Below are 22,025 nucleotides of genomic sequence, written 5' to 3' on the forward strand. Positions count from 1 at the left end.
TGGGACGTGATCTGTCAGGCGACCGCGACGCCGGTCTTCCAGGACGTGCCGTCCCAGTAGGCGGTGGTGGTGTCGCCGAGGATCACGTGCTGGCCCGGGGTCCACTTCGACAGCGGGCTGGCGTCGACCTCGGCCAGGGCCGCCAGGTTGCGCGGCGTCGCCGAGCCGGCCGGCGTGAAGGTGCCCGGAGCGCCAGCGGTCGCGCCGGTGGCCGGGGTGCCGCCGAGCGGGGTGACCGCGTAGGTCCAGGTGTTGGTGCCCAGCGCCATCGGCTTGACGCCGAGCGGCAGGCCGGCCAGCGACTCGGTGTCGGCGATGGCGAGGTCGTCCGCGCGGTAGATCTCGGTCTTCGGGGCGTAGAACGCGAAGTGGTTCGCGCCGTCCACGAACACCGCGAGGAACGCGGCCTGGGTCGGCTGGGGGTCCTGCGGCACGCCCACCATGCCGTTGGGCAGGGTCGGGGCGTTCGCGCCGTAGAACAGCCGCAGGCCGTCCTCGTCGAACTGCACGAGGGTGAAGGTCATGGTCTCGGTCCGGGCGCTGTACTTGGTGCGCAGCGTCTTGTTCTGGAGTGAGCCGAGCGTGGTGGCCTCGCCGCCCTCGGAGGTGATGCCGAAGACGTCCTCGAGCGAGGTGTGGCCGACCGGGTTCCAGGCACCGCCCGGGGCGAGCAGGTCGTCGGGGAGGGGGGTACCGACCGGCGCGGTCAGGTAGTTACCAGCGCCGACGACCAGGGTGGCGTTGTCGTTCAGTGCCACTGTGGACAGTTCCTTTCGTGGGCACGACGAAGCGCCCCGCGCTATGCGGGGTGATGTCGTGCGGAATCAGAGGTTGGGCGTCCGGGCCTTCCGGATCGAGACGCGGAACTGCGACTCGTACCGGGTGACCCCGGTCGGCAGGTCGGCGTACTGCACCGGTCCGGTCGCCGTGGCCCAGTCAGTGGCACGGCGCGGAGCGGAGGTCATGTTGACCTTGGTGATGTGGCCCCGGCCGGGGACCACCATCGAGCCGAGCCAGGCGTTGCGGAGAACCACACGCACGGCTTCGGAGAGCAGGGCTGCGTCGGTGTCCCCGTCGGGGTCCTCGCAGAACGCGTTGATGCTGATGTCGGCGATGTCGGTGAACCGGTCGTCGCCGGCCCAGTCGCCGAACTGGGGGAGCCGGCGCACCAGCACCATCGGGAACTTCTGATCGAAGCCGACCAGCGACTGCACGGCGATGCCGGGCAGGCCCTGGCGCAGCACGTAGAGCAGCACGTCCTCGACGGGGCTCAGCTCGGCGAGCGCGCGGATGTGCGGGGGAAGGCCGGCCATCAGCGCCTCCCCTCGGTGATCGCCCTGATCTTGTTGATCTTGGCTATCGCGCTGTCCGGCATCCGGCCCTTGTAGGTGCTCTTGGCTGCAGCCTTCGAGACCTTGACCGGGCGGCCCTTGCGCTTGATCTTGGTGGCGTTCGTCAGGATGTACGTCGGGGCTGACGCGCCGACGGTGATCTCGAAGGACGAGCCGTCGGCCCGCTTGATCACCCGGGTGTACTCGCCGTGGCCGTACTCGATCGACATCGCGCCGAGCGTGCCCCGGCCGGTCGTGGAGTCTTCGAGGATGATGTACCAGTCGACCCGCGTGTAGAGCCGGTAGACCCGGGCGTGCCCGTCATGGCGGTGCGCCACGAGGTTGGCGTCGGCCTGGGCCATCATGGCGAAGGTCAGCCGGTCCATGTGCGTCTTGACCGCGATGTGCTTCGACGCGACGTCGTTGATCCGCTGGTGCGAGACCGTCCACTCGACCGGCATCAGGGACGCTCCCGCAGGTCGATCGACCAGTGCCGGGTGTGCCGGGTGCCGACGTGCAGCGAGGGCGGCGTCACGACGTCCCAGAAGACGCCGCGCCACTCGACGCGCGACCACAGGTCGACGCCTTTGAGGTCGGCGGCGACCAGCATGCGGACCACGTTGATCTGCTGCTGGCCGGGCACCTCGGCGCGGGCGCTGCGCTGCGGGATGAAGACGGCGCGCACGAGGTGTGGCGGGGCCTCCATGTCGACGACGTAGATGTCGTTGCCGCGCCCGTCGGTCTTCTTGGTGGTCGGCCACACCTTCGCGGTGTCACCGCGCCTGCGCTGCCAGCTCACCAGGGCTCCGTCGGGTGGGCGAAGTACGGGATCTCCGAGTGCGGCATGCCGGCGGCCGGCACGTAGCCGGCGGTGACGTCACGCGGCAGCGGGCGCTGCGGCCCCCAGGCGGAGACCGATGCGGACATCAGGCCGGGTGTCCGGCCGGCGAGACCCTTCAGCAGGGCCTGCTCGTCGCGGGTGAAGTAGACGCTGCCGGCGTCGCGCCCGTGGGCGTCGCTCCACTGCACCGTCTCGTCACCGGCCCGGCTGGTGGTGAAGCCGTCCGGGTTCTCCATGTAGCGCCGGACCGATCGCAGCACGAGGGTCTTGACCAGCCGGGGCGGGTCGTCCTCCGGCCACTCGCGGCCGTACTCCATCGCCAGCGCGGTGGCGTCCTCGAGCGCGGCCTCGGCCATCAACTCCTCGGCCTCGTCGAGCGTGCGACCCAGGCGCTCCGTCAGCTCGTCCAGGGAGGCGTAAGCCATGCGGTTCTCCTTGCAGACGAAGCGGTGCGGGCCGCTGGACGTGATCTGTCACAGCGGCCCGCATCAGGGTCACGGCTTCGGGGTGCCCAGGCCGGTCATGTTCGCCAGCTCGTCGTCCTGCGCGGCCGAGAAGCCCTCGTCCGGGCGGCCGGCGACACCGTCGGGCAGCGAGTCCTCGCCGTCCAGGTCGAGCTGGATGGCCCGCACGAAGTGCTCGTACTGGCCGACGTACTGGAAGTTGGTGGCCTCGTCCTTGCCCAGGAGGATGTCCTTGACGTGCTGGAAGCCCTTCCAGGTGTTGAAGATCGAGCGGTCCTGGAAGCGCAGGGAGTCGTAGTCCCGAATCCAGCGCAGGGCCACGCCGTTGTGCGAGGAGGTCGCGCCGAACGGCACGGACTGCGGCACGGCCGGCGCACCGTTGAGGAAGATGAAGGCCGAGTCGACCATCGCCACCGCCATCGTCGGGGGCAGATCCTGCGCCACCACGATGTTGAAGCCGTAGCGCCGGCCGATGGTCGCCTCGCGCAGCGCGGCCACCGCCTCGCCCTCGCCCACGTTCTGGGCCAGGTTGAGCTTCTCGTCCTCGAGCAGCGCGGCCTCCCAGTCGGTGCCGACCAGCAGGGTCCGGGCCGCCTTCGGCACGCGCAGCTTGTTCAGCGTGGCGCGGGCGCGGATGAGGCCCTTGCGGAGCTGGGTGCTGGAGACGCCGAGGGTGACGGCGTACGGGGCGTCGACCAGGTAGTCGGTCGCCTGCGCCTCGAGACCGGCCGAGATCGCCTCGGTCTGCTTGCGGGCGAGCTTCGCCCAGCCGGGCAGGTCGAACTCGTTCTGCTCGTCGGTCAGCTTGACGGCGTTGTAGATGTCGCCGCCGAAGGTGACCTGGATCTTGCGTTCCTTGTACTCGTCGAACTGGATCTCCGCCGAGCGGTCGTTGCGCCAGCCGTAGGTCCGGAAGGGCAGGACGCCCTCGACCGTGACGTTGATGGCGTCGTTGTCCGCGCCCTTGTAGGCGTCGATGCCCTCGCGCCGGAAGACGGCGGGGATGACGAGCTGCTCCTCGAGCAGGACCGCCGCCGTGGCGACGATCTTCTCGGGCTTGATGACCTGGTGCTGTGCCACTGGTGAATGCCTCCGGGCATGAAGAAAGCCCGCACCAGAAGCGGTGCGGGCCTACGGGGAAAGCCGGTCAGTAGCGCGTGCGCCTGGCGGCGTGGGCCACCTTGACCGGGTCGAAGTCGTCCTCGTCATTCGGATCGAGGCCACCTCGCAGTTCGCCCGGCTCGTCGTCGGCCGGCGCGAACTTGGAGAGCTTCTTGGCGTGGGCCTGAAGCTCCTCCTCGGTGCTGCCCTGAAGCAGCTCGGCCAGCTCCTCGGGGAGCTTGGCCTTGCGGGCGACCCGCTCTACCAGCAGGTCACGCTCGAGCTTGGCGTTCGCCTCGCGCAGCGCCTTGGTCGCAGCCTCGTACTCCTCGGGAGACTTGGCCTGCGCCAGCTTCTGCTCGACCTCGCGGAGCTGCGTGCGGTACTTCCCGGCCTCGGTGTTGGCCTTGGTCAGCCGCTTACGCGCCCACTCGGGCAGCTCGTCCAGCTCGTCCTTCTCGCGGGTCTCCTCGTCCTTCTGGGACTCGGTGGACTCGCCGGCCGGCTCGGTCGTGGTCTCGACCTCAGCGGACTCGGACTCGCTCGCGTTCTCGTTCTCGTTGCTGGTCTGCTTGTCGCTCACGGGGGGTCGCCTCCAGGGCGGGAGTGGTGGACCTCGCCGCCAGGGCAGAGGCTTTGGCTCTGGCTCGGAGCAGTCGCCGCCAGGCGTTGACCGCGTCCTTGCCGCTGTACTTCTTGGCGATCTCGTCCTGCCAGAGCTGGCCGTACTCACGGTTCAGCGCTGTGCGGGGATCGGCCGCGAACTGCTGCTCGTCGAACAGCTCGACGGCGATGCAGTGGCAGTTGGGGTGGTAGGCGTCGCCGTCGCTGTACTGCGCGCCGGCCGCGCTCTTGTAGACCGCGCCCCGGCTGATCAACATGGCGCAGAAGCCGCACGGGGTGCCGGTGGTGCTCACCCGGGCGTAGCCCTTGACCCGGCCGTCCTTGTCCGAGGCGGCCCAGGTGGTGGCTCGCGCGCCGTCCATCACGATCCGCTCGGCCTCCGCAGCCTGGCGGGTGCCGGCGTGCAGGTGCGCCTCGTCGCGGGCCGCATCGACCTCCTGAGCAGGCCGCGTGTCGTCGACCGCGTCGAGCTTGGCGAGGAGGTTGCGAAGACCCAACCACTCGAGATACTCCTCGGCTTCGGCCTCGGCGTCCCGCTCCTGGCGGGCCAGCTCGGTGGTGAAGCCGTCGAGTCGCTCGACCGGGATCTCGTCGTCGTCCTCGCCGTCAGCCGGCGGGTCGTACTGCGGGCGCTGCGCCGGCTCGTCGTCCTCGTCGTCCAGCTCGCCGGCCGCGATCCGGGCAGCCGATGCGCCCGGCCGGTATGCCGGCTCCAGGCCGGCCTCGGGGGCGATCAGCGCCGCGAACTCGGCGCGGAGCATGTCGAGGGTGACGACGCGCGGCGTCGGCTTGAGGGGGTCGTCGATGGTCCGGCCGGTCCGCAGCGCGCGGGCCAGCCGGAAGTACGCGACCGCCAGCTCCCGGCTGCGGGAGCGGCGCGTCATGATCAGGCTCACGGCCTTGGCGAGCCACTGCGCGCCCTGGCCGGCCTTGAGGTTCGTCGGCACCTCGCCCCACATGGCGAGGGCTTCCTGGATCGTCTTGACGCCGATGTAGGTCAGCGCCAACTGGTAGGCCACCGATGCCTGGGTGGCCTCCTGCTGGCGCTGCTCCGTCGTCATGCCGGGACCGGGGCCGCCGCGTCAGCGACCGCCTGGTTACGGGTGCCGGGCGTCGCCCGCCGGATGGACTGGGCGAGCTGCACCTCGGCGTCGTCCTCCTCGCGGAGGCGTTCCCACTCGTCCAGCTCGTTGCGCGTGACGCCGGGGACGCGCGGCCACAGGCCGCGTACTGGGATGCCGAGCTGGTCGGCCATCTTGCCCAGGCCGTCCGCGCTCTGCGCCAGCGACTTCATCTCGACGTCGCGCCAGAGCACCTCGATCACCCAGTCGTCGACCTCGACGCCGTCGCCCTCCAGCTCGGCAGCCAGCCGGAAGACGCGCTCCCAGCTCTCGCCGAAGGAGTTCTTGAACTCCTGTACCTTGCGCAGCAGGGCCTGCTCGGCTGCGGTCAGCGCCTCGGCGGAGAGGTTGGCGACCTGGCCCAGCAGGTGATGCGGCGGCGTCTGTGAGATCGCGCTGAGGTGGCGGATGCTCATGTCCAGCGACGCGATCAGGCCGTCGAGCGGCGACGGCGGGAGCGAGCTGAACTTGACGTTCTCGTCCTCGGCGAACAGGAAGCGCCGGGCGTTGTAGTTGATCGGCAGCGGGATCGGCTGGCCGTCCGCGTCGAGCATGACCTCACCGGTCTCCGGGTCGCGCTTGACCGGCGGGGCCATGCCCGTCACGGTGCGCACCTCGTGGGACTGGTAGGTCTGCAGGACCAGCAGGTCGAAGACCGTCTGGTTGATGCGGTTCTGCAGCTCGATCATCGGCTCGATGACGCCGAGCGTGCGGCCCTCGAGATCGACCGCTGCAGCGAAGCGGGTGACCGGGCACTCGCTCGCGCCGTGCCGCTTACGGCTGATCACCTTGACGCTGTCGGCATCACCGAGCGTCTTGAAGGTGACCAGGTACTCGTAGGCCGAGTCCCACATCCGGGCCTGCCCCGGGGTGTCGTCCTTGGCGAACTTCACGACCGTGATGGCGACCACCGGGGTGTCGTCGTTCGCCGGGTCCTCGAACAACGCGGCGGTCCGCAGCGCGCTCAGACCCTTGGTGATGACGCCCTTCTTGGTCTTCTCGGTCAGCGTGAAGGCGTGGCCGAACTTCAGCGCGCCCTTGTGCACCGCGAGCTGGCGCGCGTCCATCCGGCTGCGCTGCCAGTGCTTCCAGACCGGGGGCTGCTCGCCGATCGCCAGTTGCAGGCCGGGCACGCGGACGCTGTCCACGTACATCGCCTGGGCCGGCGTGTTCAGGAGCAGGGGCATCCAGTTCGACACCGACCGGCGGGCCAGCAGCTTGTACTCCGTGTCGGAGTTGGCCGGCATGTACGGGTCGTCGTGCTTGCCGGAGACGTAGTCGTCGATGCGCTGCAGCCGGTCCAGGTCCCGATGAAGAGTGCCGAGGAGCTGCTGCGCGTAGGCGCGAGGCGAAATCGCCACAGGGCCTCACCCACTTTCAGAGCCAATAGGAGCGGCCGGTCTTCACCGGCTTCTTCTTGCCGCGCGTGCGGAAGTCGTGGGCAGCCTCGAAAGCCAGCATCATCGCGGCGTAGAGGTCCACTTTTCGGGGCGATTCTCGGGACTGTTTCCCGAAGCTCACTCCGTAGTTGTTGACGCGCCGATAGACATTCAGCACGTGCCGGCGCAGCGCGGGATCTCCGTCGTGGAACAGCTTCCCGTCGAAGATCGTCTGCACCATTCGCTCGTGGGCGAGGGTGACTTTCCGAAGGCTCTGCCGCATGTCCCATCCGATGGAGGAACGCTCGCTCGCCTTCACGGCCAGCTTTTCGGAGAAGTCCTTCTCCCAGTCCGCGATGTACGATTCCCACAGCGCGACGTCGGCGTAGAAGCCGACAACGTCGAAGGCCGCCATCGCGTCCCTGACGGCCGAATCGACCGCCTCCTTGTTCACTTCCCAGTGGTCGCCTTCCGGCCCGTCAGGCTTCGACCAGTGCCCCAGGACAAAGACCACGTTGTCGTCGAGGCGAATCGCCACGAGGCCGCTGTCGTCGTCCGTCTTGCCACCGTCGAAGCCCAGAGCGATCTGGTCTCCAGGACGGAGCTGGGCACCCTCGAGTTCGAGAGGCTTCCACTGCTCGGGGCCGTAGAGCGCGTCCTCGTCGGCGACGATCTGGTTGAGCCACATGCGCCGTGACCTGGACGGGGCGATGGTGGAGTCCATCACCGAGGCCAAGATGGCATCGACGTTCAGCCAGACCGCGTCGCCCCGGATCTTCGGGATGACGATGCGCAGTGCCTGCTCGGTGAGCGGCGTACGCGGGTCGGCCTCGACGCTGTCGTAGAGGAAGCCGATGCCTACCGACTTGCCCTCGACGATCTTGTCGTAGCCGTTCCGCATTCGCTCTGCCACCGAGTCTTCCCCGGGCATATAAGCGTTGGTGATCGCCAGGTAACGCGAGTCCTTCTTGGTCGCGTTACCGTCGATCGTTTCGTACATCTGGTGGCCCTGGTTACCACTGATCCAGTGGTGCGTTTCATTCAGGACCACGAATGTGACGCGGCCACCTTCGAGCGACCGGAAGTTTGATGTGACCGCCTCGAGGCGGACCTTTCCACCATTCGCCCGGATCAGTTCCGCGCCGGCCTTGACGCCGTAGTCGGCGATGAACTTGTCGCTCATTAGCGAGGGAAACAGCGTCATGGTGTTGCGCGTCTGATCGCGGCTCACGGCGGCGACCTGGACCCATGCCTGTGGGTGCGGCTTTCCGACCGGAGCCCCGTCGGCGTCCCAGTGCGAGAATCGGCTCGGCCCGACCATTTCGATCAGGCACATCACCGCGACGAGTGGGTCCTTGCCGTGTCCCTTGAGGCGCTGGAAGACGCCCTTGCGGTAGATGAAGCGGCCGTTCTTGTCGACCGCGTACCACCACAGCAGGAAGCGGGCCTGCTCCGGCGTAGCGATCCAGGGGCCGGTGCCCTCGTCGTTGCGAAGGTACTTCGAGATCCAGCCGAGGATCTGCCAGCCGAGCGTCTTCTCCGGCAGGTGCCAGGAGCCGTCCTCGTTGCGCTTCCAGGTCGGGCCGAGGTAGATCGGGTCGAGGAGGTCGATCTCCTCAGCGGTCAAGGGGGCAGCCGCCACGCGATCACCCCCCTCGCTCAGTTCGCTACGCCGAGGGCCTTCTGATAGGCGTTGATGGCGATGACCTCCGCGCTGGTCTCTTCCGCGCTTGGCTCGGTCAGCTCGATCCGCACCCGCCGTCGGTCGCCTTCCGCGACCAGCAGGTTGGAGAGCTGGGAGTACAGGGTCTGTAGGAGCTGGCCGGACCGCACCGCCGGATTGCGCTTGGCGACCGTGAGGTCATCCATCAGCGAGCGGAGCAGAGCGATATCGCTCTGCTGGTAGAAGTCGGCCTGGCCGGAGAGCCGGCAGCCGTTGTAGATCTCCTTCGCCAGCGGGTGCCACTCGTCGTCGGCCTTGGGCCAGCGCACCTTGCGAGCCACGCCCTTGGTGACTGACTGCTCCTCGGAGCCGCGACGCTCGCGGGGCCGAGCGAGGTCTTCCTCCCGGTTCGGGATGGGTCCTCGAGATCCCAAGGCGACCACCTCCTGCTGCCGAGATTCGGCCTCACTGCACGTACCGCCGTGCTAGTCGTATAGGCATGACGCTGGACCAGAACGCCCTTGACCGCCTCAATGAGCGCGCGGGCAGAATCGGAACGGACATCGGGTGGGAGCTGGAGGTCAGCAAGTCCCCCGCAGGCAATCACTTCGGAGTCCAGGCCAGCGACTCCGAGGATGGCAATTTCGTTCTCGGCCCCGTCTCCGAAGACACTGCGGAAAGAGAGATAGAAAGCCTGCTCGACAGGCTGGAAGCAGGCACGACCGTCATCCTTCGGGACGACGAGGGCACCGTCCGGGCGGTCGACCGCTAGCTCGTTACTCGTCCTCGTCGTCGTCGCCGGCTGGCGCGGTGAAGCCCATCGGCTCGTGCTCGTCTTCCGGCCCGTCGTCATGGAACGGCTCAGGCTCGAGGTCCAGGGCGAACCGCAGGCCGAACAGGCGGATGCGGAGTACGAACATGCAGCTCACCTCCTGGTGAAAGTCAGCGCCCCGCGACGCCGGGAGAGGGGCGACGTCGCGGGGCGGGGATCGGGGGGACCTCGGCCCAGCGCACCCTTGTGTGGTTGCATATGCGCTGGATTGGGCGGCCCACGCCCCGACTACGCCAGTGCGCCGGGGTGCGCTTCCTGGCGGTTGAACTTCTTGCGGTGCCTGGCCCGAGCCTTGGCCGCAGCGAGCCCGCCCTCTCGGCCGCTCTTGCGGTCGTGGTGGTAGGCGCAGATGGCGCGGAGGTTCGAGTCGCTGTGATCATCACCAGCGCGGATGTGGTCGACATCCGACGCCGGCTCCGGGCACCGCACCCCGTCGAGGTTGCGCACCGTGCAGCGGTGGGCGTCCCTACGCAGAATGCGGAGCCGGATCGCGGGCCAGTTCGGCGGTAGCCGGTCTCTCCGGTCAGAACCTGTCCAACCGGCCACTCGACCACCGCCTACGTTGAGCCCCGGCCACGTGGGGTCGCCAAGCACTGGACGACCGTGGACCCGGGGACAGCTCGGTGGAAGCACTGGTTACGCCGCTGACCAGCTTCGAGCGACATGGCCCCTCCGGGGCCTATCAAGCTGAGCTGGTTCCCTGCTGTGCCGGCGTAGCTGCTTAACTTGCTTCCATAGATACTCCGGGATCAGAAGTCAAGAAGTCAGGTAACTTGTGACTGGCTTCACAGATACTGCTTCGCAGGCAGCGGCGGTGTGAAGAAAGCCCTGGTCAACCGAGGTGAACTCCACGACACCCCGGTTTCTCCACAGCTCATCCACAGCCGGGGTGTCCTCTACGCCACCTCGGTGTCGACCGGGGTGTCGTCCACGACGCACCGGGGTGTCGTCCAGGACGGAACGGGGTGTCGTGTGCGACGGAACGGGGTGTCGTGCAGACCACCCAAACCATCCTTTGATCCTTCCTTGAACCGTCCAGGAAACCCGGGTGAGCGCTCCGCACAAGATCAACGGCGAAACCCCAGCGGCGGAGACCTGAGAGATCACGTCCGAGAGATGCCTCGACGGAGACCGGGGACTACCCTCGACGACATGGTCCTTCGCTTGAAGCCTGAGACGCTGGCAACCTTCACCGACGCGCAGATCGAGACCCTCACCTTCGTCGAGCAGATGACCGGCTGGGAGATCACCGACGAGGTCGACGAGTCGTCGCCGGCCGGCCAGATGGTGAAGCTGACCGAGGCGCTGAAGGCGGACCTGATCACGGCCGAGGAGTACCGGGCCGCGATGGCGCGAGTGATGGGAGCCTGACCGTGGCGCTCAGCGACGAGGAGTGGGCCGCCGAGCTTCGGCGCTCGATGGCCTGGTCGCACAAGCAGCACACCGCCACCTGCATGTCCGACACGGCGGAGAAGCACCGGGGCTTCATGACTGCCGGCGCGGTCGAGATGAACCACCGGCTGCACATGGAGCATGTCGCCGCCGGCCTGGAGGCTGCGGCGGCGGACGGGGTCGAGCAGTCGAAGGCACGCTGACGTACCTGCTGGGGGGCTGATTGGGGCCGCGCATCCTGGGATTCCGGGGGCGCGGCCCCCGTCGTTTGCGCTGGTGATCGACTTTGAAACCCGGGCAGAATCTGAGCTGCTATCACCCGCCGGTCTCCTGCCCGTGCCGCCAGGGGTCATGGGGGCAGGTGCGCAGCGACTAGGGTGGAGCGACTAGGCACGCGAGGCGAGTAGGCACAGGGCAAGGCCGGCTTGCGTGATACAGCGTGACAGCACGCCTGTCAAGGGGTGGCAGGCATGCGTCACATGGTGAGTTGCGGCCTTGACGTGGCGCGCAGCGGGCACTATCACGCGGGCAGGCACCCATCGGGCCAGACAAGGAATCGCGTATGCGCCCGCGTATGGGGCCACCTGGCCGAGCATAGCCCGCGCGCCCGCTGTGCGGGCCGCTGCCTGGCGAACGGGGCGGGGTGAGGGGTAGCGCCAGGGTCTGACGGATCGCGTCCCATTGGGACGCTCTCAAGCCGGTTAAACGCGATCGTGTGACCTGGACCACAGAACCGCCTCTGAGAATCGGACATAGGCGGGCACAGTGGGCAGACGCAGAGACGCTCGTGCATGGTAAAGCGACCGTGACCTGCGGAAATACCACGTGACAGATCGCGTTTTGTGTAATCACGTCCAAGGGGTAGTGTTCTCCATGTCAGCGAGGAACGCACACGAACGGAGGCCAGAAAGATCCCGCCGGTAAGCGCGGGGGCATCGCCCGGGAACCGGCTGCCGGGAAGGCCCTCACGTGGTTGTTCTTTGAGAATTGAAAAGCGCGCGTACTGGAAACGGCTCCCTGCGATTCACGACATGAGCGGTCTTCCCGGGGTGACCACGTACGCGGCAACGGGTAGGCACGTTCGCGCGGCTATTAGCACGCCGTTCCGGGTGACATATTCCCGGCTACCTGCGAAGCGCGACCGATAAGCGGTCGCGCCCATTTCAAAGGGGCATCCATGCTCTCTCTGCTCAACGTTCTTCCGGCCACCTACCGGGGCGCGCTGGACACGGCTCGCCGCATGTCCGACCGTGTGGCGGAAGCTACTTCCGCTCCGGAGGAAATGCCGGACACGGCGCGCTACTTCATCACGCGGGACGGTAAGTCGGGCTTCGGAATCTCGCGCGAGGGCGAATTGATCGGCCTGTTCTCGCTCATTCCGGGGCGCGGAAACGACCTGATGGGATGGGCCATCGGACTCGGAGTCGAGCGTCTCGACTGCTTCGATGGATTCCTGCCCACGTACTACCGGAATTACGGCTTCGCTGAGTACAAGCGCGAGGCGAACTGGACTCCCGGCGGTCCCGACGTGGTTTACATGCGGCTGGCCTGACATATCACGTCCAGCGATTCCCCCGCGCGCTCCCGGCATGGACGGGGCGAGGCTCGGACCCTCGCGCGGGGACTTTCTAACAGATCACGTCCGCAGGAGGACTCTATGGGTAAGCGCATCGCCAGCACGCCGGACGCTCGGCTCCGCGAGGTGTGCGGGACGTCCACCCGGGCGACCGCCGACCGCATCGTCGAGACGTTCCGGCGGGCGACGCCGGCCGACATCGTGGCCGGCGCGCAGTGGTACGGAGAGGGCGAGTCATTCATCGACCGCCAGGCCGCGTTGCACGACCTTGACCGGGAGACCGTCGCCGCCGTGGTGGCACACCTGTCCCCGCGTACGACCTGGCAGCGCAACCTGGAAGGCACGGTGAACCTGCTCGCCATGGGCAGCGCGCCCGGGTGCATCGGCGACAACGTCGACCGGGCACGGCACGCGCTCGCAGTGTCGGGCCAGGGCGGCAACCCGATGGGCACGCTGAACGGCCCGAAGACCCGGCGGTTCGCCGCGAACCTGCTCGGCGACCGCGAGGCGGTCACGGTCGACGTGTGGGCGGCCCGGGTCGCCTTCGGTCCGAAGATCGGGCGGGAGTACGACGTCGAGAAGCTGCTCGCCCGCGAGGGTGTGTACGACGCCGTCGAGCACGCGTACAAGGTGGCCGCGCAGCGGCTCGGTATCGACCCGGTGACCGTGCAGGCCACCACCTGGATCGTTGCGCGCAACGGTCGGGCCGCGTGACATATCGCGTCTCATGATCCCCCACGACATAGCGGCGACCCGGTGCGAGCCCGGGGTGGGGACTCGGCAATACCCCTCAAGAGATAGGAATTGGAACATGGGACAGCGTCACGGATCACTGGTCAACCTGCTGGTGAGCAACACGCCGCAGCGCGATCCCGAGGTCGGCGACCACGCCACGGTGCTCATGTGGTCGGACCGGCGCGCGGTCGAAATCGCCGAGGTCCGCCGGTTCAAGACCGGCAAGCGGGCCGGCCAGGTCAAGGAGGTCACGGTCAAGCCGCTGAAGGTGACCCGGGTGTCGGGCAGCGCGCATGACGGATCGGCCCGATACACGTACGAGAGCGACCCCGAGGCCACGGTTGGCTGGCAGCCGTTCAAGCGCAACGAGTCGGGCAAGTACCGCCAGGCCGGCGACGGTGGCTGGTCCCTCGCCATCGGCAAGGCCGAGGAGTACAGCGACCCGAGCTACTGATGGTTCGCCCCGGAAGGGTAGGTAGGCCGGTTCGAGTCCGGCCCGGGGCACTCCGCAAGACGAAAGAGAGGCAAGACATGAGCATCACCCGCCGCGAGGCCGAGATCGCCCTGGAGTGCCTGGTCGAGGTGCACACCGACGCCGTGGACAACCTGGGGCACATCGTGTCCGTGCTCGACACCAAGGCCAAGGTGCAGTGGTTCGGCATCGACGCGCCGCCGGCCAGCACGGTCCCGCTGGCTGACATCCAGCTCACCCGCGAGGCCCGGATCGTGGTCGACAAGTACGCCACCGAGGCGACGGCGAAGGCGCTGGCCGGCTTCAGCATCGAAGACCTTCAGGCCGAGATCGACCGCCGGCTCGCCGAGCAGCTCAAGCCGCTGATCATCCACGAGGACAGCATCGAATGCCCGCACTGCGGGGCGACCGACGCGCTGACCGAGGTCGACAAGGCTGAGCGCTGGAACAACGACGGTGACGTCCGGGTCGAGGACGGCAAGATCACCGAGATGTACTGGGGGACCGGTGACGGTGACTACCACCACTCGCACTACCAGTGCGCCGCCTGCGACCGCCCGGTCCGCATCGACCAGGATCTGACCGAGGTCTCGCAGGACTGGTCCTGATGCACCACAGCGCCCGCGCGCTCCCGGCATGGACGGGGCGAGGCTCGGACCCTCGCGCGGGCACTCCTTGACATATCACGTCCAAACATGGACGATGACATCTCACGTCCCAACGATACGAGGAGACCCGGTGAACCCCATCACTCGCGCCCTGATGACCGGCGGCGACATCGACGCCGCCCTGGACAAGGCCGACCTGCTGCACGCCGTGCAGACCAAGATCTTCTGCGACAAGTCCGGCCGCGTGCTCGATGTGCGTGACGCCGTGCTGGTCAAGGTCCAGAAGGGCCGCGCGGTCGGCCGGATGGTCCTGGTCGGTGAGGTCTACGACGCGCTGGCCGAAAGCATCGCCCAGACCGCCGAGCAGACCGGCGCGACCCTGACCGTCATTGACGGGCGGGCGAAGTGAACCGGGGTGACGTCCAGGACACCCCGGTCGTGAGCCTGGTTGCGTTCGGCGACGAGGTGCACGTCTACCGGGGCGACGACCCGGCCGCCGTCATCCTGCACACCACCGCGATCGGGGCGAACCTCGACGCCGAGTTCATCCGCCTGCGCGCCGACGGGTGGCGCACCGCGTTCGAGGACGACACCCTGGCCGGCCTGAACGTGCACGACCACACCGCCTGACCTGGAACGATAGGAGAGATCACGATGACCATCACCCCGCTGCGGAGGCTGGACGTGGGACGCCGCACGTACGCCGTGCAGATCGTCCGGCACGTGGGCGATGACGTCTGGCGACCCGAGGCCGATCCGGTCGACGTCAAGGCCAACGCCGCCGACGACACCCCGCGCCAGGTCGGCATCGACTTCGCGCTGGACAAGCTGCCCGAGGGTACTGACTGGCAGGTGCTGGTCTTCGAGCCCGCGCTGGTCGGCACCGGCTCGCCGGCCGCCCGCATCACCCCCGCCGACTGCGCCCGCCAGGTCGGCCGGCCGGCACACGTGATCCGGTCCGGCCGCAAGCGCATCCAGCCGCGCGTGCACGGCCCGATCGGTGACGTGGTGACCAAGGTGCTGCCCACCGAGAACCTGCTCGGCACGCGCATCCTGCTCAGCCAGGACCGCCAGAACCGGGTCGGCACCGGCTCCGCCTGGTGGGTCGCCAACGAGCCCGCCAGCACCGCGCCGGCCAGCGTCCGGGGCATCACGCTGAGCCCGCGCACGGGCGAGGTCACCCTGTTCACCAGCCTGGGCGATGTCACCCTGCCGGCGCGCAAGGGCGTCATCCCCGCCTGAAGTAACCCAGCTCACGCACGCCCGGATGGCATATCGCGTCCGGGCGGCGTAGCTTGGCCCTATCTCAACTGACACATCGCGTCCGCATTCCGAGAGGATTGACAGATCATGTCCGACCAAAACGAGTCCCGCCTCGCCAAGATCCGCGCCCTGCTCGCCAAGGCTGAGGCCACCACCTTCCCGGCCGAGGCCGAGGCTTACACCGCCAAGGCTGCCGCCCTGATCTCGCAGTGGGGCCTGGAGGAGGCCATCGCCGAGGCGCGGGCCGAGGACCGGCCCGACGTCACCGAGAAGATCGTGACGATGGAGGGCAGCTACCAGACCGAGAAGTCGGTCCTGCTCTACCGGGTCGCCAAGGGCCTGGGCGTGCGAACCGTCAAGCTGCGCGGCCACAACGCCGGCTCCGGTGGCGTCAAGGTGCACGTCTTCGGCATGCCGAACGACATCGTCCGCGTCGAGCTGCTGTTCACCAGTCTGTTGGTCCAGGCCAGCCAGGGTCTGCACACCGCCCGGCCGTGGAACCCCAACGAGTCGATCAAGGCGTACCGCCGGAGCTGGATGTCCGGCTTCGCCCACGCGGTCGGCGACCGGCTCGACGCCCAGCGCACCCGGGACACTCGGGAGGCCGGGGCGGGCACCGACTTGGTGCTGTTCGACCGGGCCAAGCTGGTCGACCAGCGCGTCCAGGTCTTCTACCCCAAGCTGACCACCCTGACCCGCCGACTGTCCGGCTCGGGCGGGAACGCCGGCCGCGCCGCCGGCCACCGCGCCAACCTGTCGACCGGCTCCAACGGTGTCCGCACCGGCTCCCGCGTCGCCCTGGGGCGGTGACCGGATGACCACGCCCCGCCCACTGTCCGGCGCGACCCTGGTCGCCGCCCTGCCCATCATCGACGCGCCCGGCACCATCGCCGGCTACGTCGTGACCGTCGAGTACGGCGACCAGCTCGTGGTCGGCACGGTCCGCCGGCTCGACGACGCCGATTGGACGAACGGCCGGTACGTCTACGACCGCGCCCGTTCCCGCGAGTTCCTGCTCGCCCAGGCCCTGCGCATCATGGCCCGGCGGGCGACCGAGCGCACCGCGCAGCTCGACGGCCGAGTGCACTACGACGCCGACCTGCGCGACGCCGACCTGTGATCAACGCCCGCGCGCTCCCGGCATGGACGGGGCGAGGCTCGGACCCTCGCGCGGGCACTTCCTGCACCACCTGCCAGAGGAGCACGCCGTAGTGAGTGACGCCCGCGAGCGGCCGGTCAGCGAGACCGGCGGCGCGAAGGAGACCGGCCTGGCCCGGTTCGACATGATCCCCGAGTACCCGCTCCGCCTGCTGGCCGAGCGCTACGGGCTGGGGGCCGCCAAGTACCCGGTACCGGACGGCACGGTCGACAACTGGCGGCTCGGCTACCGCTGGTCGCTGTCGTTCGCCGCGATGATGCGCCACGCCTGGGAGTTCTGGCGCGGCCACGACATGGACGACGACACCGGCCAGCCCCACCTGGTCGCCGTCATCTGGCACGCGATGGCCCTGCTCGAATGGGGCCGGCACCCGCAGCTCAAGGCCCGCTTCGACGACCGCCAGGACCCGCGTACGGGGGTGATCTCGTGACCGTGCCTACGCTGATCCGAGTCGACTCGATCTACCGGGAGATCCCGCTGAGCCGGGGCCATGTCGCCATCGTGGACGCCGCCGACTACGACATGCTGGTCGCCGCCGGCTCGTGGTCGCTGGTGGTCGACGGCTGGAACACCTACGCCAAGAGCAAGGCCGGCCTGATGCACCGCCTGATCCTGCCCGGCTTCGCGTGCGTTGACCACCGCAACGGGGTCGGCCTGGACAACCGCAAGGCCAACCTGCGCGGCGCGACCACCTCGCAGAACGGTGGCAACGCCCGGCTGTCGCGGCGCAACGCCTCCGGCTTCAAGGGCGTCAGCCTCGACCGCACCCGGGCCACGCTGCCCTGGCAGGTGCGCATCGGGGTCGCCGGCAAACTGCGCAAGGTCGGCCGCTACGCCACCCCGGTCGAGGCTGCCCTGGCCTACGACAAGGCCGCCCGCGACGCGTTCGGCGAGTTCGCCGCCGTCAACTTCCCGGAGCCCGGCGAGCGATCGGCCCTCGTCCCGTCTTTGTGATCCACGCGATAGCGTCCAGGCTGGTTGACAGATCACGTCCGAGCTAGCCTGGACCTACCGGCCCACCCCACCTGAACTGGAGTTTCGCCCCATGAGCAAGCACCGCAGCACGGTCACCGGCACCGCCCGCGTCGCCACCAATCTGGTCGTTCGTCAGATCACGTCCGTCTCCGAGCTGGCCGCCGCGCCGGTCGGAGCCGTCATCCGCGACGCCCAGGGCGACCAGCACGAGCGCCTGGCCCTCGGCATGTGGCGCTCCAACGCGCTGGCCCACCGCCTCACCGACGAGGAGCTGGCCCAGTACCTGCCGGCCACCTTCGTCAACCACGATGAGATCGTCGGCTTCGAGCTGGACGGCATCCACCTCGGCGACCTGGTCCGCATCACTGGCAACGAGTACGCCCGCATCGTCGGGGCCGGCCAGAACGGCGTCGTCGAGCGCATCGTCGGCGAGTTCCTGTACGTCCGGTTCAAGGGCGGCATGGTCACGGCGGTCAAGCCCGAAGAGGTCGAGCCGGTCGAGCTGGCCGGCGACGTCAAGCAGTACGCCCGGGTGCGCGTCGCCCGCGAGGCCGGCTTCGCCCACGGGCCGCTCGGCCCCGGCGCGGAAGGCATCGTGCTCGGCAAGGCCGTCGGCGCGTACGTCGAGCCGAGCTGGGTCGTCCGGGTCGAGGGCGACAGCCCCTGGTTCGGCCACGTCCAGGGCTGGATCTACCCGGAGAGCGCGCTGCAGGTCATCACCGTCTGACAGATCGCGTCCGGCCACAACTTCATAGAGGAGCCACCCCGTGCGCATCACGCCCCGCAAGGACGAGGTCCAGCAGGTCGTCGACATCCTGGAGTCGGACAAGTACAAGTCCGGCGACGACATGGCGAAGGCCCTGATCAAGGCCATCGGCGACATCCTCGCCATGCGGGACTGGGTGGCACTCACGCACCGCTTCAGCGCCGGCCAACTCGGCATCAACTGGGGGCCGTTCGGCTCCGAGATCGAAGCCCGCGCCGCCGCCGAGAAGATCGCCCTCAACGGCAGCTTCGCCACGGTCAAGCTCTACAGCCCCGGCACCCTCCTGGCGAACGTGACCAGCTCCAAGCGCAAGGGCTGGTGCCAGACCGCCGGCTGCGGCCACGCCGACTGGGTCCACCTGGTCAACGGCAACTCCCGCGCGAAGTGCGGGCTCGAGACCTGCCCCTGCAGCCAATTCACGAAGTGAAGGGAGCCACACCGTGGCTAAGCACACCGTGCCGCACGTCTGGTGCGGCTCCTGCCAGAAGCGCGCCTTCGAGGACGAACACCTCGCCGACAAGGCCCTCGGCCGCGCGGTCTCGCACCGCAACCGCCTCGCCGACAAGCAGGGCGCGAGCCGGCGCGGCCAGCACCGCGAGAACCGGTTCTACGAGTGCCCGGCCGGCTTCTTCCACCTGACCAGCATGTCCCGCCGAAAGGTGCGCCTGTGACCATCCCGCCTCTCGACCTCGGCCGCACGTTCGACCACCACCCGGGTCGCAACGGACGCCGCGACATCGACTACGCCCGCCTCGCGCGCGAGTACGTCGACCTGGTCAAGCAGGGCGAGCACCCGCTGCGCGGCCTCGTCGCCGAGTACGGCTCGACCGCCACCCGCTGGTCGAACCGCGTCAGCGAGGCCCGCAAACGCGGGGTGATCACCGGCAGCCGAGGCACCGCACGCCTCACCGACTACGCCCGCAACCTCCTGGGAGCCCAGCAGTGACACAGCCCAACACCGAACTGTTCCAGCAGCTCCGCAACCTGCGCGAGCGCGCGGACGCCGTCGAGTTGGCAGCGCAGGAGGTGGTGCACACCCAGAAGGGCCGGATCACCACGCTGCGCCAGCAGTTCCGCGACATCGCCGAGCTGGTCGGCATCGACCTGGGCGGCTCCGCCGAAGCCGAGGCCGACCCGTACCGCGTCCTGGGCGTGCAGCGCGTGATGGCCGCCATCCAGGGCATCCAGGCCGAGCGCGACCGGTACCGCGAGATCGTCCGCCGGCTCCAGCAGGTCGCCCTCACCGAGGTGCCGCCCAACCGCGTCGTCCCCGGCCCGGTCAGCGTCACCTTCGGCGGCCGGGTGATCCAGTGACCGAGCTGCCCCTCGCCAATCAGGTGCTGGCCCGCGTCGACTTCGACGCGCCGACCGACGGCAACTACGAGCGCCCCGACACCGAGGCCAAGCTCGACACCGCCAACCTGATCACCTCCAAGGTGGCGCTCGAGCCCGAGATCGAGGCCGTCACGGGCGCGCTGCACAAGGTCGTCCTGGACATCGACCTGCCGGTCACCGTCCTGCCGTCCAGCACACCGGGCCACCACCACCTGTTCATCGACAAGCCGATGACCTGGCCCACGTACAAGCGGCTGCTCGACGCCCTCGCCGACGCCGGCCTGATCGAGTCCGGCTATCGCTCCGCCAGCGTCGAGCGCAAGTACACCGCCGTCCGGCTGCCCTGGGTCAAGAAGGCCGAGCCGGTCCCCGCCACTCCCGACACGCACGACAACCTGGAGTCCTTCTAAGTGAGCATCGAGTTCCGCACCCACTCGAGCGTCATCCTCGACGGCTTCATGGCCTCCGACGACGACGTGATCCGAGCGGCCAAGGTCAGCACCAAGGCCGACTACGTCGCGCTCGCGGCCGAGAAGGACGTCCCGGTCACCGACAAGGAGCGCTTCATCGGCTTCCTGTCCCGCGACCGCCATGGCTCGCCGTTCGAGCACAACGCCTTCCGCTTCTACGTGGAGACGCCGCTGTTCGTGGCCCGCGAGTGGTTCCGCCACCGCATCTCGTCCTTCAACGAGGAGAGCGGCCGGTACAAGGTGCTCGCCCCGCGCTTCTACGTGCCGCCCCGCGAGCGTCCGCTCAAGCAGATCGGCAAGCCGGGCGCGTACCAGTTCGAGCAGGGCACCGACGAGCACTACCAGGTCGTCCGCGACGAGATCCGGCAGAACAGCATCGAGACCTACGCCCGCTACCAGGGCCTGCTCGCAGCCGGCACCGCCCGCGAGGTCGCCCGCGACGTGCTCCCGGTCAACGTCTTCACCAGCTTCTTCTGGACCGTCAACGCCCGCAGCGCGATGAACTTCCTCTCGCTGCGCTCGACCTTCACCGAGGCCAAGGTGCCGACCTTCCCGCTCTGGGAGATCGACCGCGCCGCCCAGCTCGTCGAGGACCAGTTCGCGCAGATCATGCCGATCACCCACGCCAAATTTGTCGAGCACGGGCGGGTCGCCCCGTGACCAAGAGCTTCCCGAGCACCAGCTCGCCCGGCCGCATGCCCATCCCGATCTGGCGCGTCACCTTCCTGCGCCGCAGCTACGGCGGCAAGCGCGTCGAGGACTACCGGGACTACGACGACGAGGGCCACATGCAGCGCGCCCTCAGTCGCTTCAAGGGCTACCACGGCATGGACTGCATCGTCCGCATCGACCTCATCGCAGCCGCACCCATCGACGTCACGGAGGCGTACACCAAGTGACCCAGCCCACCGAGCCGGTCGAGCCGGCCACCACCACGATCTTCCGCGCCACCTGGCGTGCCGGCATCGGCCCGGTCACGGCCTACTTCGCCGACGAGGCGGCCCTGCAGCGCCAGCTCAAGGCGTGGGGCGAGTTCCGGCCGAACGGCTTCAAGGTCGAGACCATCACCGCCGTTCCGGACGACGTGACCGCCGCCTACCTGCCCGAGGTGTTCCAGTGACAGATCGCGTCCAGTTTCCGCCGGCCCACCCCGACGACATCCTGGTCGTGGCCGTGCTCCGCGACGCCGCCGAGTATCCGTGGTTCGAGCCGCGCCAGGTCATCAGCACCAACGCGATCGAGCGACTGCGGGGCCGCAAGATCCGCCGGGCCTGGCTCGCGCCCACCTCCCACGAGGGAGCGCGGTTCGTGCCCTTCATGGTCGAGCTGACCCGCGTCATCCGGATGTTCGGCGGCGAGATCCACCACCTCGACACCTACGGCAACTGGCTCGAGCACGACAAGGCGGTCGCCGAGCAGGCGGCCCTGGCCGAACTGGAGCAGGTCGTCAGCGACACCGTCACCGAGATCGCCAAGCAGACCGGCGTCCCGCGCGTACTCCTAGCGGACGACCTGTGAGGCGGCACGTGCCCAGCGACCCGGGCTTCGAGGACGGTCGGTGCGTCAGCGCGGTCGACTGGCTCGGCCAGCGTTTCACCGAGGGGGAGAAGGTGCTCTACTGCGTCTTCTCCTCCGGCCGGGCCACGACCGCCCTCGGCGTCGTCGAGCGCATCCAGGCCGAGCAGTGCACCGGCTGGACCTACCGCGAGGCCGGCGAGGGCGACGTCGTCAGTCACGAGGCCAACGGCAAGTCCTGGACCAAGGACACCTACACCTACTGGCAGGTCGGTGTCATGGTCCGCACGCTGAAGACGGCCGAGGACGGCGATGTGGCGAAGCCCCGCAACTCGTGGATCAACGCCTTCAACGTCACCGCCCTGCCCGTCGAGGACGTGCTGTGATCTGGGTCCGGGTAGCG

At 68.6% G+C, this 22,025-nt stretch carries 38 protein-coding genes; 25 read left to right on the top strand and 13 right to left on the bottom strand.

Annotated features, from left to right (window positions below):
• Window positions 1-14 precede the first annotated feature (14 nt).
• The 11 genes from AB0E94_RS04495 to AB0E94_RS04545 form a co-directional block, all read right to left on the bottom strand.
• On the bottom strand, window positions 15-758 hold the full coding sequence (locus AB0E94_RS04495) for a hypothetical protein (RefSeq protein ID WP_360322438.1): 744 nt from the start codon (window positions 756-758) through the stop codon (window positions 15-17).
• A 66-nt stretch (window positions 759-824) separates the two neighbouring features.
• A complete protein-coding gene (locus AB0E94_RS04500; protein WP_360322441.1) occupies window positions 825-1,313 on the bottom strand; it encodes a hypothetical protein in 489 nt (162 codons plus the stop codon).
• The gene (locus AB0E94_RS04505) at window positions 1,313-1,792 is read right to left on the bottom strand and encodes a hypothetical protein (RefSeq protein WP_360322444.1); all 480 of its coding nucleotides are present in this window, start codon (window positions 1,790-1,792) and stop codon (window positions 1,313-1,315) included. The genes AB0E94_RS04500 and AB0E94_RS04505 overlap by 1 nt, the downstream gene beginning before the upstream one ends.
• Window positions 1,792-2,130 carry a phage head-tail adapter protein gene (locus AB0E94_RS04510; protein WP_360322447.1) on the bottom strand — a complete coding sequence of 113 codons (339 nt, stop codon included), beginning with the start codon at window positions 2,128-2,130 and terminating at the stop codon, window positions 1,792-1,794. Before AB0E94_RS04510 ends, AB0E94_RS04505 begins: the two co-directional genes overlap by 1 nt.
• Complete coding sequence (locus tag AB0E94_RS04515) at window positions 2,127-2,597, bottom strand: hypothetical protein (protein WP_360322450.1); 471 nt, start codon at window positions 2,595-2,597, stop codon at window positions 2,127-2,129. Before AB0E94_RS04515 ends, AB0E94_RS04510 begins: the two co-directional genes overlap by 4 nt.
• A gap of 69 nt (window positions 2,598-2,666) precedes the next feature.
• Complete coding sequence (locus AB0E94_RS04520) at window positions 2,667-3,716, bottom strand: hypothetical protein (RefSeq protein WP_360322453.1); 1,050 nt, start codon at window positions 3,714-3,716, stop codon at window positions 2,667-2,669.
• Window positions 3,717-3,783: 67 nt separating this feature from the next.
• Window positions 3,784-4,320 carry a hypothetical protein gene (locus tag AB0E94_RS04525; protein WP_360322456.1) on the bottom strand — a complete coding sequence of 179 codons (537 nt, stop codon included), beginning with the start codon at window positions 4,318-4,320 and terminating at the stop codon, window positions 3,784-3,786.
• Window positions 4,262-5,422, bottom strand: a complete 1,161-nt coding sequence (locus AB0E94_RS04530; RefSeq protein WP_360322459.1) for a hypothetical protein — start codon at window positions 5,420-5,422, stop codon at window positions 4,262-4,264. Before AB0E94_RS04530 ends, AB0E94_RS04525 begins: the two co-directional genes overlap by 59 nt.
• A complete protein-coding gene (locus tag AB0E94_RS04535; protein WP_360322462.1) occupies window positions 5,419-6,843 on the bottom strand; it encodes a phage portal protein in 1,425 nt (474 codons plus the stop codon). Before AB0E94_RS04535 ends, AB0E94_RS04530 begins: the two co-directional genes overlap by 4 nt.
• A gap of 16 nt (window positions 6,844-6,859) precedes the next feature.
• On the bottom strand, window positions 6,860-8,488 hold the full coding sequence (locus tag AB0E94_RS04540) for a terminase (RefSeq protein WP_360322465.1): 1,629 nt from the start codon (window positions 8,486-8,488) through the stop codon (window positions 6,860-6,862).
• Window positions 8,489-8,520: 32 nt separating this feature from the next.
• A complete protein-coding gene (locus tag AB0E94_RS04545) occupies window positions 8,521-8,967 on the bottom strand; it encodes a hypothetical protein (RefSeq protein WP_360322468.1) in 447 nt (148 codons plus the stop codon).
• Window positions 8,968-9,023: 56 nt separating this feature from the next.
• On the opposite strand from AB0E94_RS04545, the gene AB0E94_RS04550 reads away from it, so the two are divergent.
• Window positions 9,024-9,296, top strand: a complete 273-nt coding sequence (locus AB0E94_RS04550) for a hypothetical protein (protein ID WP_360322471.1) — start codon at window positions 9,024-9,026, stop codon at window positions 9,294-9,296.
• Window positions 9,297-9,300: 4 nt separating this feature from the next.
• Here AB0E94_RS04550 and AB0E94_RS04555 read toward each other — a convergent pair whose 3' ends face one another.
• Both AB0E94_RS04555 and AB0E94_RS04560 read right to left on the bottom strand, forming a co-directional pair.
• Window positions 9,301-9,444, bottom strand: coding sequence for a hypothetical protein (locus AB0E94_RS04555; RefSeq protein WP_360322474.1), 144 nt, complete (start codon window positions 9,442-9,444; stop codon window positions 9,301-9,303).
• Between the two features lie 140 nt (window positions 9,445-9,584).
• A complete protein-coding gene (locus AB0E94_RS04560; protein ID WP_360322477.1) occupies window positions 9,585-9,803 on the bottom strand; it encodes a hypothetical protein in 219 nt (72 codons plus the stop codon).
• A gap of 705 nt (window positions 9,804-10,508) precedes the next feature.
• Between AB0E94_RS04560 and AB0E94_RS04565 the strand changes: the two genes are divergently transcribed.
• From AB0E94_RS04565 to AB0E94_RS04680, 24 genes are all read left to right on the top strand, one after another.
• Window positions 10,509-10,727: a hypothetical protein gene (locus AB0E94_RS04565; RefSeq protein ID WP_360322480.1), complete on the top strand. Its 219-nt coding sequence runs from the start codon at window positions 10,509-10,511 to the stop codon at window positions 10,725-10,727.
• 2 nt (window positions 10,728-10,729) lie between these two features.
• Complete coding sequence (locus AB0E94_RS04570) at window positions 10,730-10,951, top strand: hypothetical protein (RefSeq protein WP_360322483.1); 222 nt, start codon at window positions 10,730-10,732, stop codon at window positions 10,949-10,951.
• 974 nt (window positions 10,952-11,925) lie between these two features.
• Entirely contained in the window at window positions 11,926-12,300 is a 375-nt protein-coding gene (locus AB0E94_RS04575; RefSeq protein ID WP_360322486.1) for a hypothetical protein, read from the top strand.
• A gap of 105 nt (window positions 12,301-12,405) precedes the next feature.
• The gene (locus tag AB0E94_RS04580; protein ID WP_360322489.1) at window positions 12,406-13,038 is read left to right on the top strand and encodes a hypothetical protein; all 633 of its coding nucleotides are present in this window, start codon (window positions 12,406-12,408) and stop codon (window positions 13,036-13,038) included.
• Between the two features lie 97 nt (window positions 13,039-13,135).
• A complete protein-coding gene (locus AB0E94_RS04585; protein ID WP_360322492.1) occupies window positions 13,136-13,513 on the top strand; it encodes a hypothetical protein in 378 nt (125 codons plus the stop codon).
• Window positions 13,514-13,590: 77 nt separating this feature from the next.
• A complete protein-coding gene (locus AB0E94_RS04590) occupies window positions 13,591-14,139 on the top strand; it encodes a hypothetical protein (protein WP_360322495.1) in 549 nt (182 codons plus the stop codon).
• A gap of 130 nt (window positions 14,140-14,269) precedes the next feature.
• Window positions 14,270-14,548 carry a hypothetical protein gene (locus AB0E94_RS04595; RefSeq protein ID WP_360322498.1) on the top strand — a complete coding sequence of 93 codons (279 nt, stop codon included), beginning with the start codon at window positions 14,270-14,272 and terminating at the stop codon, window positions 14,546-14,548.
• A gap of 29 nt (window positions 14,549-14,577) precedes the next feature.
• Window positions 14,578-14,769: a hypothetical protein gene (locus AB0E94_RS04600; protein WP_360322501.1), complete on the top strand. Its 192-nt coding sequence runs from the start codon at window positions 14,578-14,580 to the stop codon at window positions 14,767-14,769.
• A gap of 24 nt (window positions 14,770-14,793) precedes the next feature.
• Window positions 14,794-15,381, top strand: a complete 588-nt coding sequence (locus AB0E94_RS04605; RefSeq protein ID WP_360322504.1) for a hypothetical protein — start codon at window positions 14,794-14,796, stop codon at window positions 15,379-15,381.
• Window positions 15,382-15,489: 108 nt separating this feature from the next.
• Window positions 15,490-16,212: a DUF2786 domain-containing protein gene (locus tag AB0E94_RS04610; protein ID WP_360322507.1), complete on the top strand. Its 723-nt coding sequence runs from the start codon at window positions 15,490-15,492 to the stop codon at window positions 16,210-16,212.
• 4 nt (window positions 16,213-16,216) lie between these two features.
• Complete coding sequence (locus AB0E94_RS04615) at window positions 16,217-16,522, top strand: hypothetical protein (protein ID WP_360322510.1); 306 nt, start codon at window positions 16,217-16,219, stop codon at window positions 16,520-16,522.
• A 91-nt stretch (window positions 16,523-16,613) separates the two neighbouring features.
• A complete protein-coding gene (locus AB0E94_RS04620; protein ID WP_360322513.1) occupies window positions 16,614-16,991 on the top strand; it encodes a dATP/dGTP diphosphohydrolase domain-containing protein in 378 nt (125 codons plus the stop codon).
• Window positions 16,988-17,515, top strand: coding sequence for a hypothetical protein (locus AB0E94_RS04625; RefSeq protein ID WP_360322516.1), 528 nt, complete (start codon window positions 16,988-16,990; stop codon window positions 17,513-17,515). The genes AB0E94_RS04620 and AB0E94_RS04625 overlap by 4 nt, the downstream gene beginning before the upstream one ends.
• A gap of 91 nt (window positions 17,516-17,606) precedes the next feature.
• Entirely contained in the window at window positions 17,607-18,263 is a 657-nt protein-coding gene (locus tag AB0E94_RS04630) for a hypothetical protein (protein ID WP_360322519.1), read from the top strand.
• Between the two features lie 40 nt (window positions 18,264-18,303).
• Window positions 18,304-18,729: a hypothetical protein gene (locus AB0E94_RS04635; RefSeq protein WP_360322522.1), complete on the top strand. Its 426-nt coding sequence runs from the start codon at window positions 18,304-18,306 to the stop codon at window positions 18,727-18,729.
• A 13-nt stretch (window positions 18,730-18,742) separates the two neighbouring features.
• Window positions 18,743-18,973, top strand: a complete 231-nt coding sequence (locus tag AB0E94_RS04640; protein ID WP_360322525.1) for a hypothetical protein — start codon at window positions 18,743-18,745, stop codon at window positions 18,971-18,973.
• On the top strand, window positions 18,970-19,248 hold the full coding sequence (locus AB0E94_RS04645; protein ID WP_360322528.1) for a hypothetical protein: 279 nt from the start codon (window positions 18,970-18,972) through the stop codon (window positions 19,246-19,248). The genes AB0E94_RS04640 and AB0E94_RS04645 overlap by 4 nt, the downstream gene beginning before the upstream one ends.
• Complete coding sequence (locus tag AB0E94_RS04650) at window positions 19,245-19,616, top strand: hypothetical protein (protein ID WP_360322531.1); 372 nt, start codon at window positions 19,245-19,247, stop codon at window positions 19,614-19,616. Before AB0E94_RS04645 ends, AB0E94_RS04650 begins: the two co-directional genes overlap by 4 nt.
• Window positions 19,613-20,047, top strand: a complete 435-nt coding sequence (locus tag AB0E94_RS04655; protein ID WP_360322534.1) for a hypothetical protein — start codon at window positions 19,613-19,615, stop codon at window positions 20,045-20,047. The genes AB0E94_RS04650 and AB0E94_RS04655 overlap by 4 nt, the downstream gene beginning before the upstream one ends.
• Entirely contained in the window at window positions 20,048-20,767 is a 720-nt protein-coding gene (gene thyX / locus AB0E94_RS04660) for an FAD-dependent thymidylate synthase (RefSeq protein ID WP_360322537.1), read from the top strand. It abuts the gene before it with no gap.
• The gene (locus AB0E94_RS04665) at window positions 20,764-21,006 is read left to right on the top strand and encodes a hypothetical protein (RefSeq protein WP_360322540.1); all 243 of its coding nucleotides are present in this window, start codon (window positions 20,764-20,766) and stop codon (window positions 21,004-21,006) included. The genes thyX and AB0E94_RS04665 overlap by 4 nt, the downstream gene beginning before the upstream one ends.
• Window positions 21,003-21,227 (top strand): hypothetical protein, encoded by a 225-nt coding sequence (locus AB0E94_RS04670; RefSeq protein ID WP_360322543.1) that lies wholly within the window; start codon window positions 21,003-21,005, stop codon window positions 21,225-21,227. The genes AB0E94_RS04665 and AB0E94_RS04670 overlap by 4 nt, the downstream gene beginning before the upstream one ends.
• Window positions 21,224-21,625 (top strand): hypothetical protein, encoded by a 402-nt coding sequence (locus AB0E94_RS04675; RefSeq protein ID WP_360322546.1) that lies wholly within the window; start codon window positions 21,224-21,226, stop codon window positions 21,623-21,625. The genes AB0E94_RS04670 and AB0E94_RS04675 overlap by 4 nt, the downstream gene beginning before the upstream one ends.
• Before the next feature lie 8 nt (window positions 21,626-21,633).
• On the top strand, window positions 21,634-22,008 hold the full coding sequence (locus AB0E94_RS04680) for a hypothetical protein (RefSeq protein WP_360322549.1): 375 nt from the start codon (window positions 21,634-21,636) through the stop codon (window positions 22,006-22,008).
• Window positions 22,009-22,025 lie beyond the last annotated feature (17 nt).

Source organism: Actinoplanes sp. NPDC026670 (assembly GCF_040638175.1).
Classification (GTDB): Bacteria; Actinomycetota; Actinomycetes; order Mycobacteriales; family Micromonosporaceae; genus Actinoplanes.

Bases quoted from the DNA above. Each gene is read 5' to 3' on its own strand.
- AB0E94_RS04500 (WP_360322441.1), bottom strand. From the start codon at position 1,313: ATGGCCGGCCTTCCCCCGCACATCCGCGCGCTCGCCGAGCTGAGCCCC.
- AB0E94_RS04505 (WP_360322444.1), bottom strand. From the start codon at position 1,792: ATGCCGGTCGAGTGGACGGTCTCGCACCAGCGGATCAACGACGTCGCG.
- AB0E94_RS04515 (WP_360322450.1), bottom strand. From the start codon at position 2,597: ATGGCTTACGCCTCCCTGGACGAGCTGACGGAGCGCCTGGGTCGCACG.
- AB0E94_RS04530 (WP_360322459.1), bottom strand. From the start codon at position 5,422: ATGACGACGGAGCAGCGCCAGCAGGAGGCCACCCAGGCATCGGTGGCC.
- AB0E94_RS04550 (WP_360322471.1), top strand. From the start codon at position 9,024: ATGACGCTGGACCAGAACGCCCTTGACCGCCTCAATGAGCGCGCGGGC.
- AB0E94_RS04555 (WP_360322474.1), bottom strand. From the start codon at position 9,444: ATGTTCGTACTCCGCATCCGCCTGTTCGGCCTGCGGTTCGCCCTGGAC.
- AB0E94_RS04565 (WP_360322480.1), top strand. From the start codon at position 10,509: ATGGTCCTTCGCTTGAAGCCTGAGACGCTGGCAACCTTCACCGACGCG.
- AB0E94_RS04575 (WP_360322486.1), top strand. From the start codon at position 11,926: ATGCTCTCTCTGCTCAACGTTCTTCCGGCCACCTACCGGGGCGCGCTG.
- AB0E94_RS04580 (WP_360322489.1), top strand. From the start codon at position 12,406: ATGGGTAAGCGCATCGCCAGCACGCCGGACGCTCGGCTCCGCGAGGTG.
- AB0E94_RS04585 (WP_360322492.1), top strand. From the start codon at position 13,136: ATGGGACAGCGTCACGGATCACTGGTCAACCTGCTGGTGAGCAACACG.
- AB0E94_RS04590 (WP_360322495.1), top strand. From the start codon at position 13,591: ATGAGCATCACCCGCCGCGAGGCCGAGATCGCCCTGGAGTGCCTGGTC.
- AB0E94_RS04605 (WP_360322504.1), top strand. From the start codon at position 14,794: ATGACCATCACCCCGCTGCGGAGGCTGGACGTGGGACGCCGCACGTAC.
- AB0E94_RS04610 (WP_360322507.1), top strand. From the start codon at position 15,490: ATGTCCGACCAAAACGAGTCCCGCCTCGCCAAGATCCGCGCCCTGCTC.
- AB0E94_RS04615 (WP_360322510.1), top strand. From the start codon at position 16,217: ATGACCACGCCCCGCCCACTGTCCGGCGCGACCCTGGTCGCCGCCCTG.
- AB0E94_RS04630 (WP_360322519.1), top strand. From the start codon at position 17,607: ATGAGCAAGCACCGCAGCACGGTCACCGGCACCGCCCGCGTCGCCACC.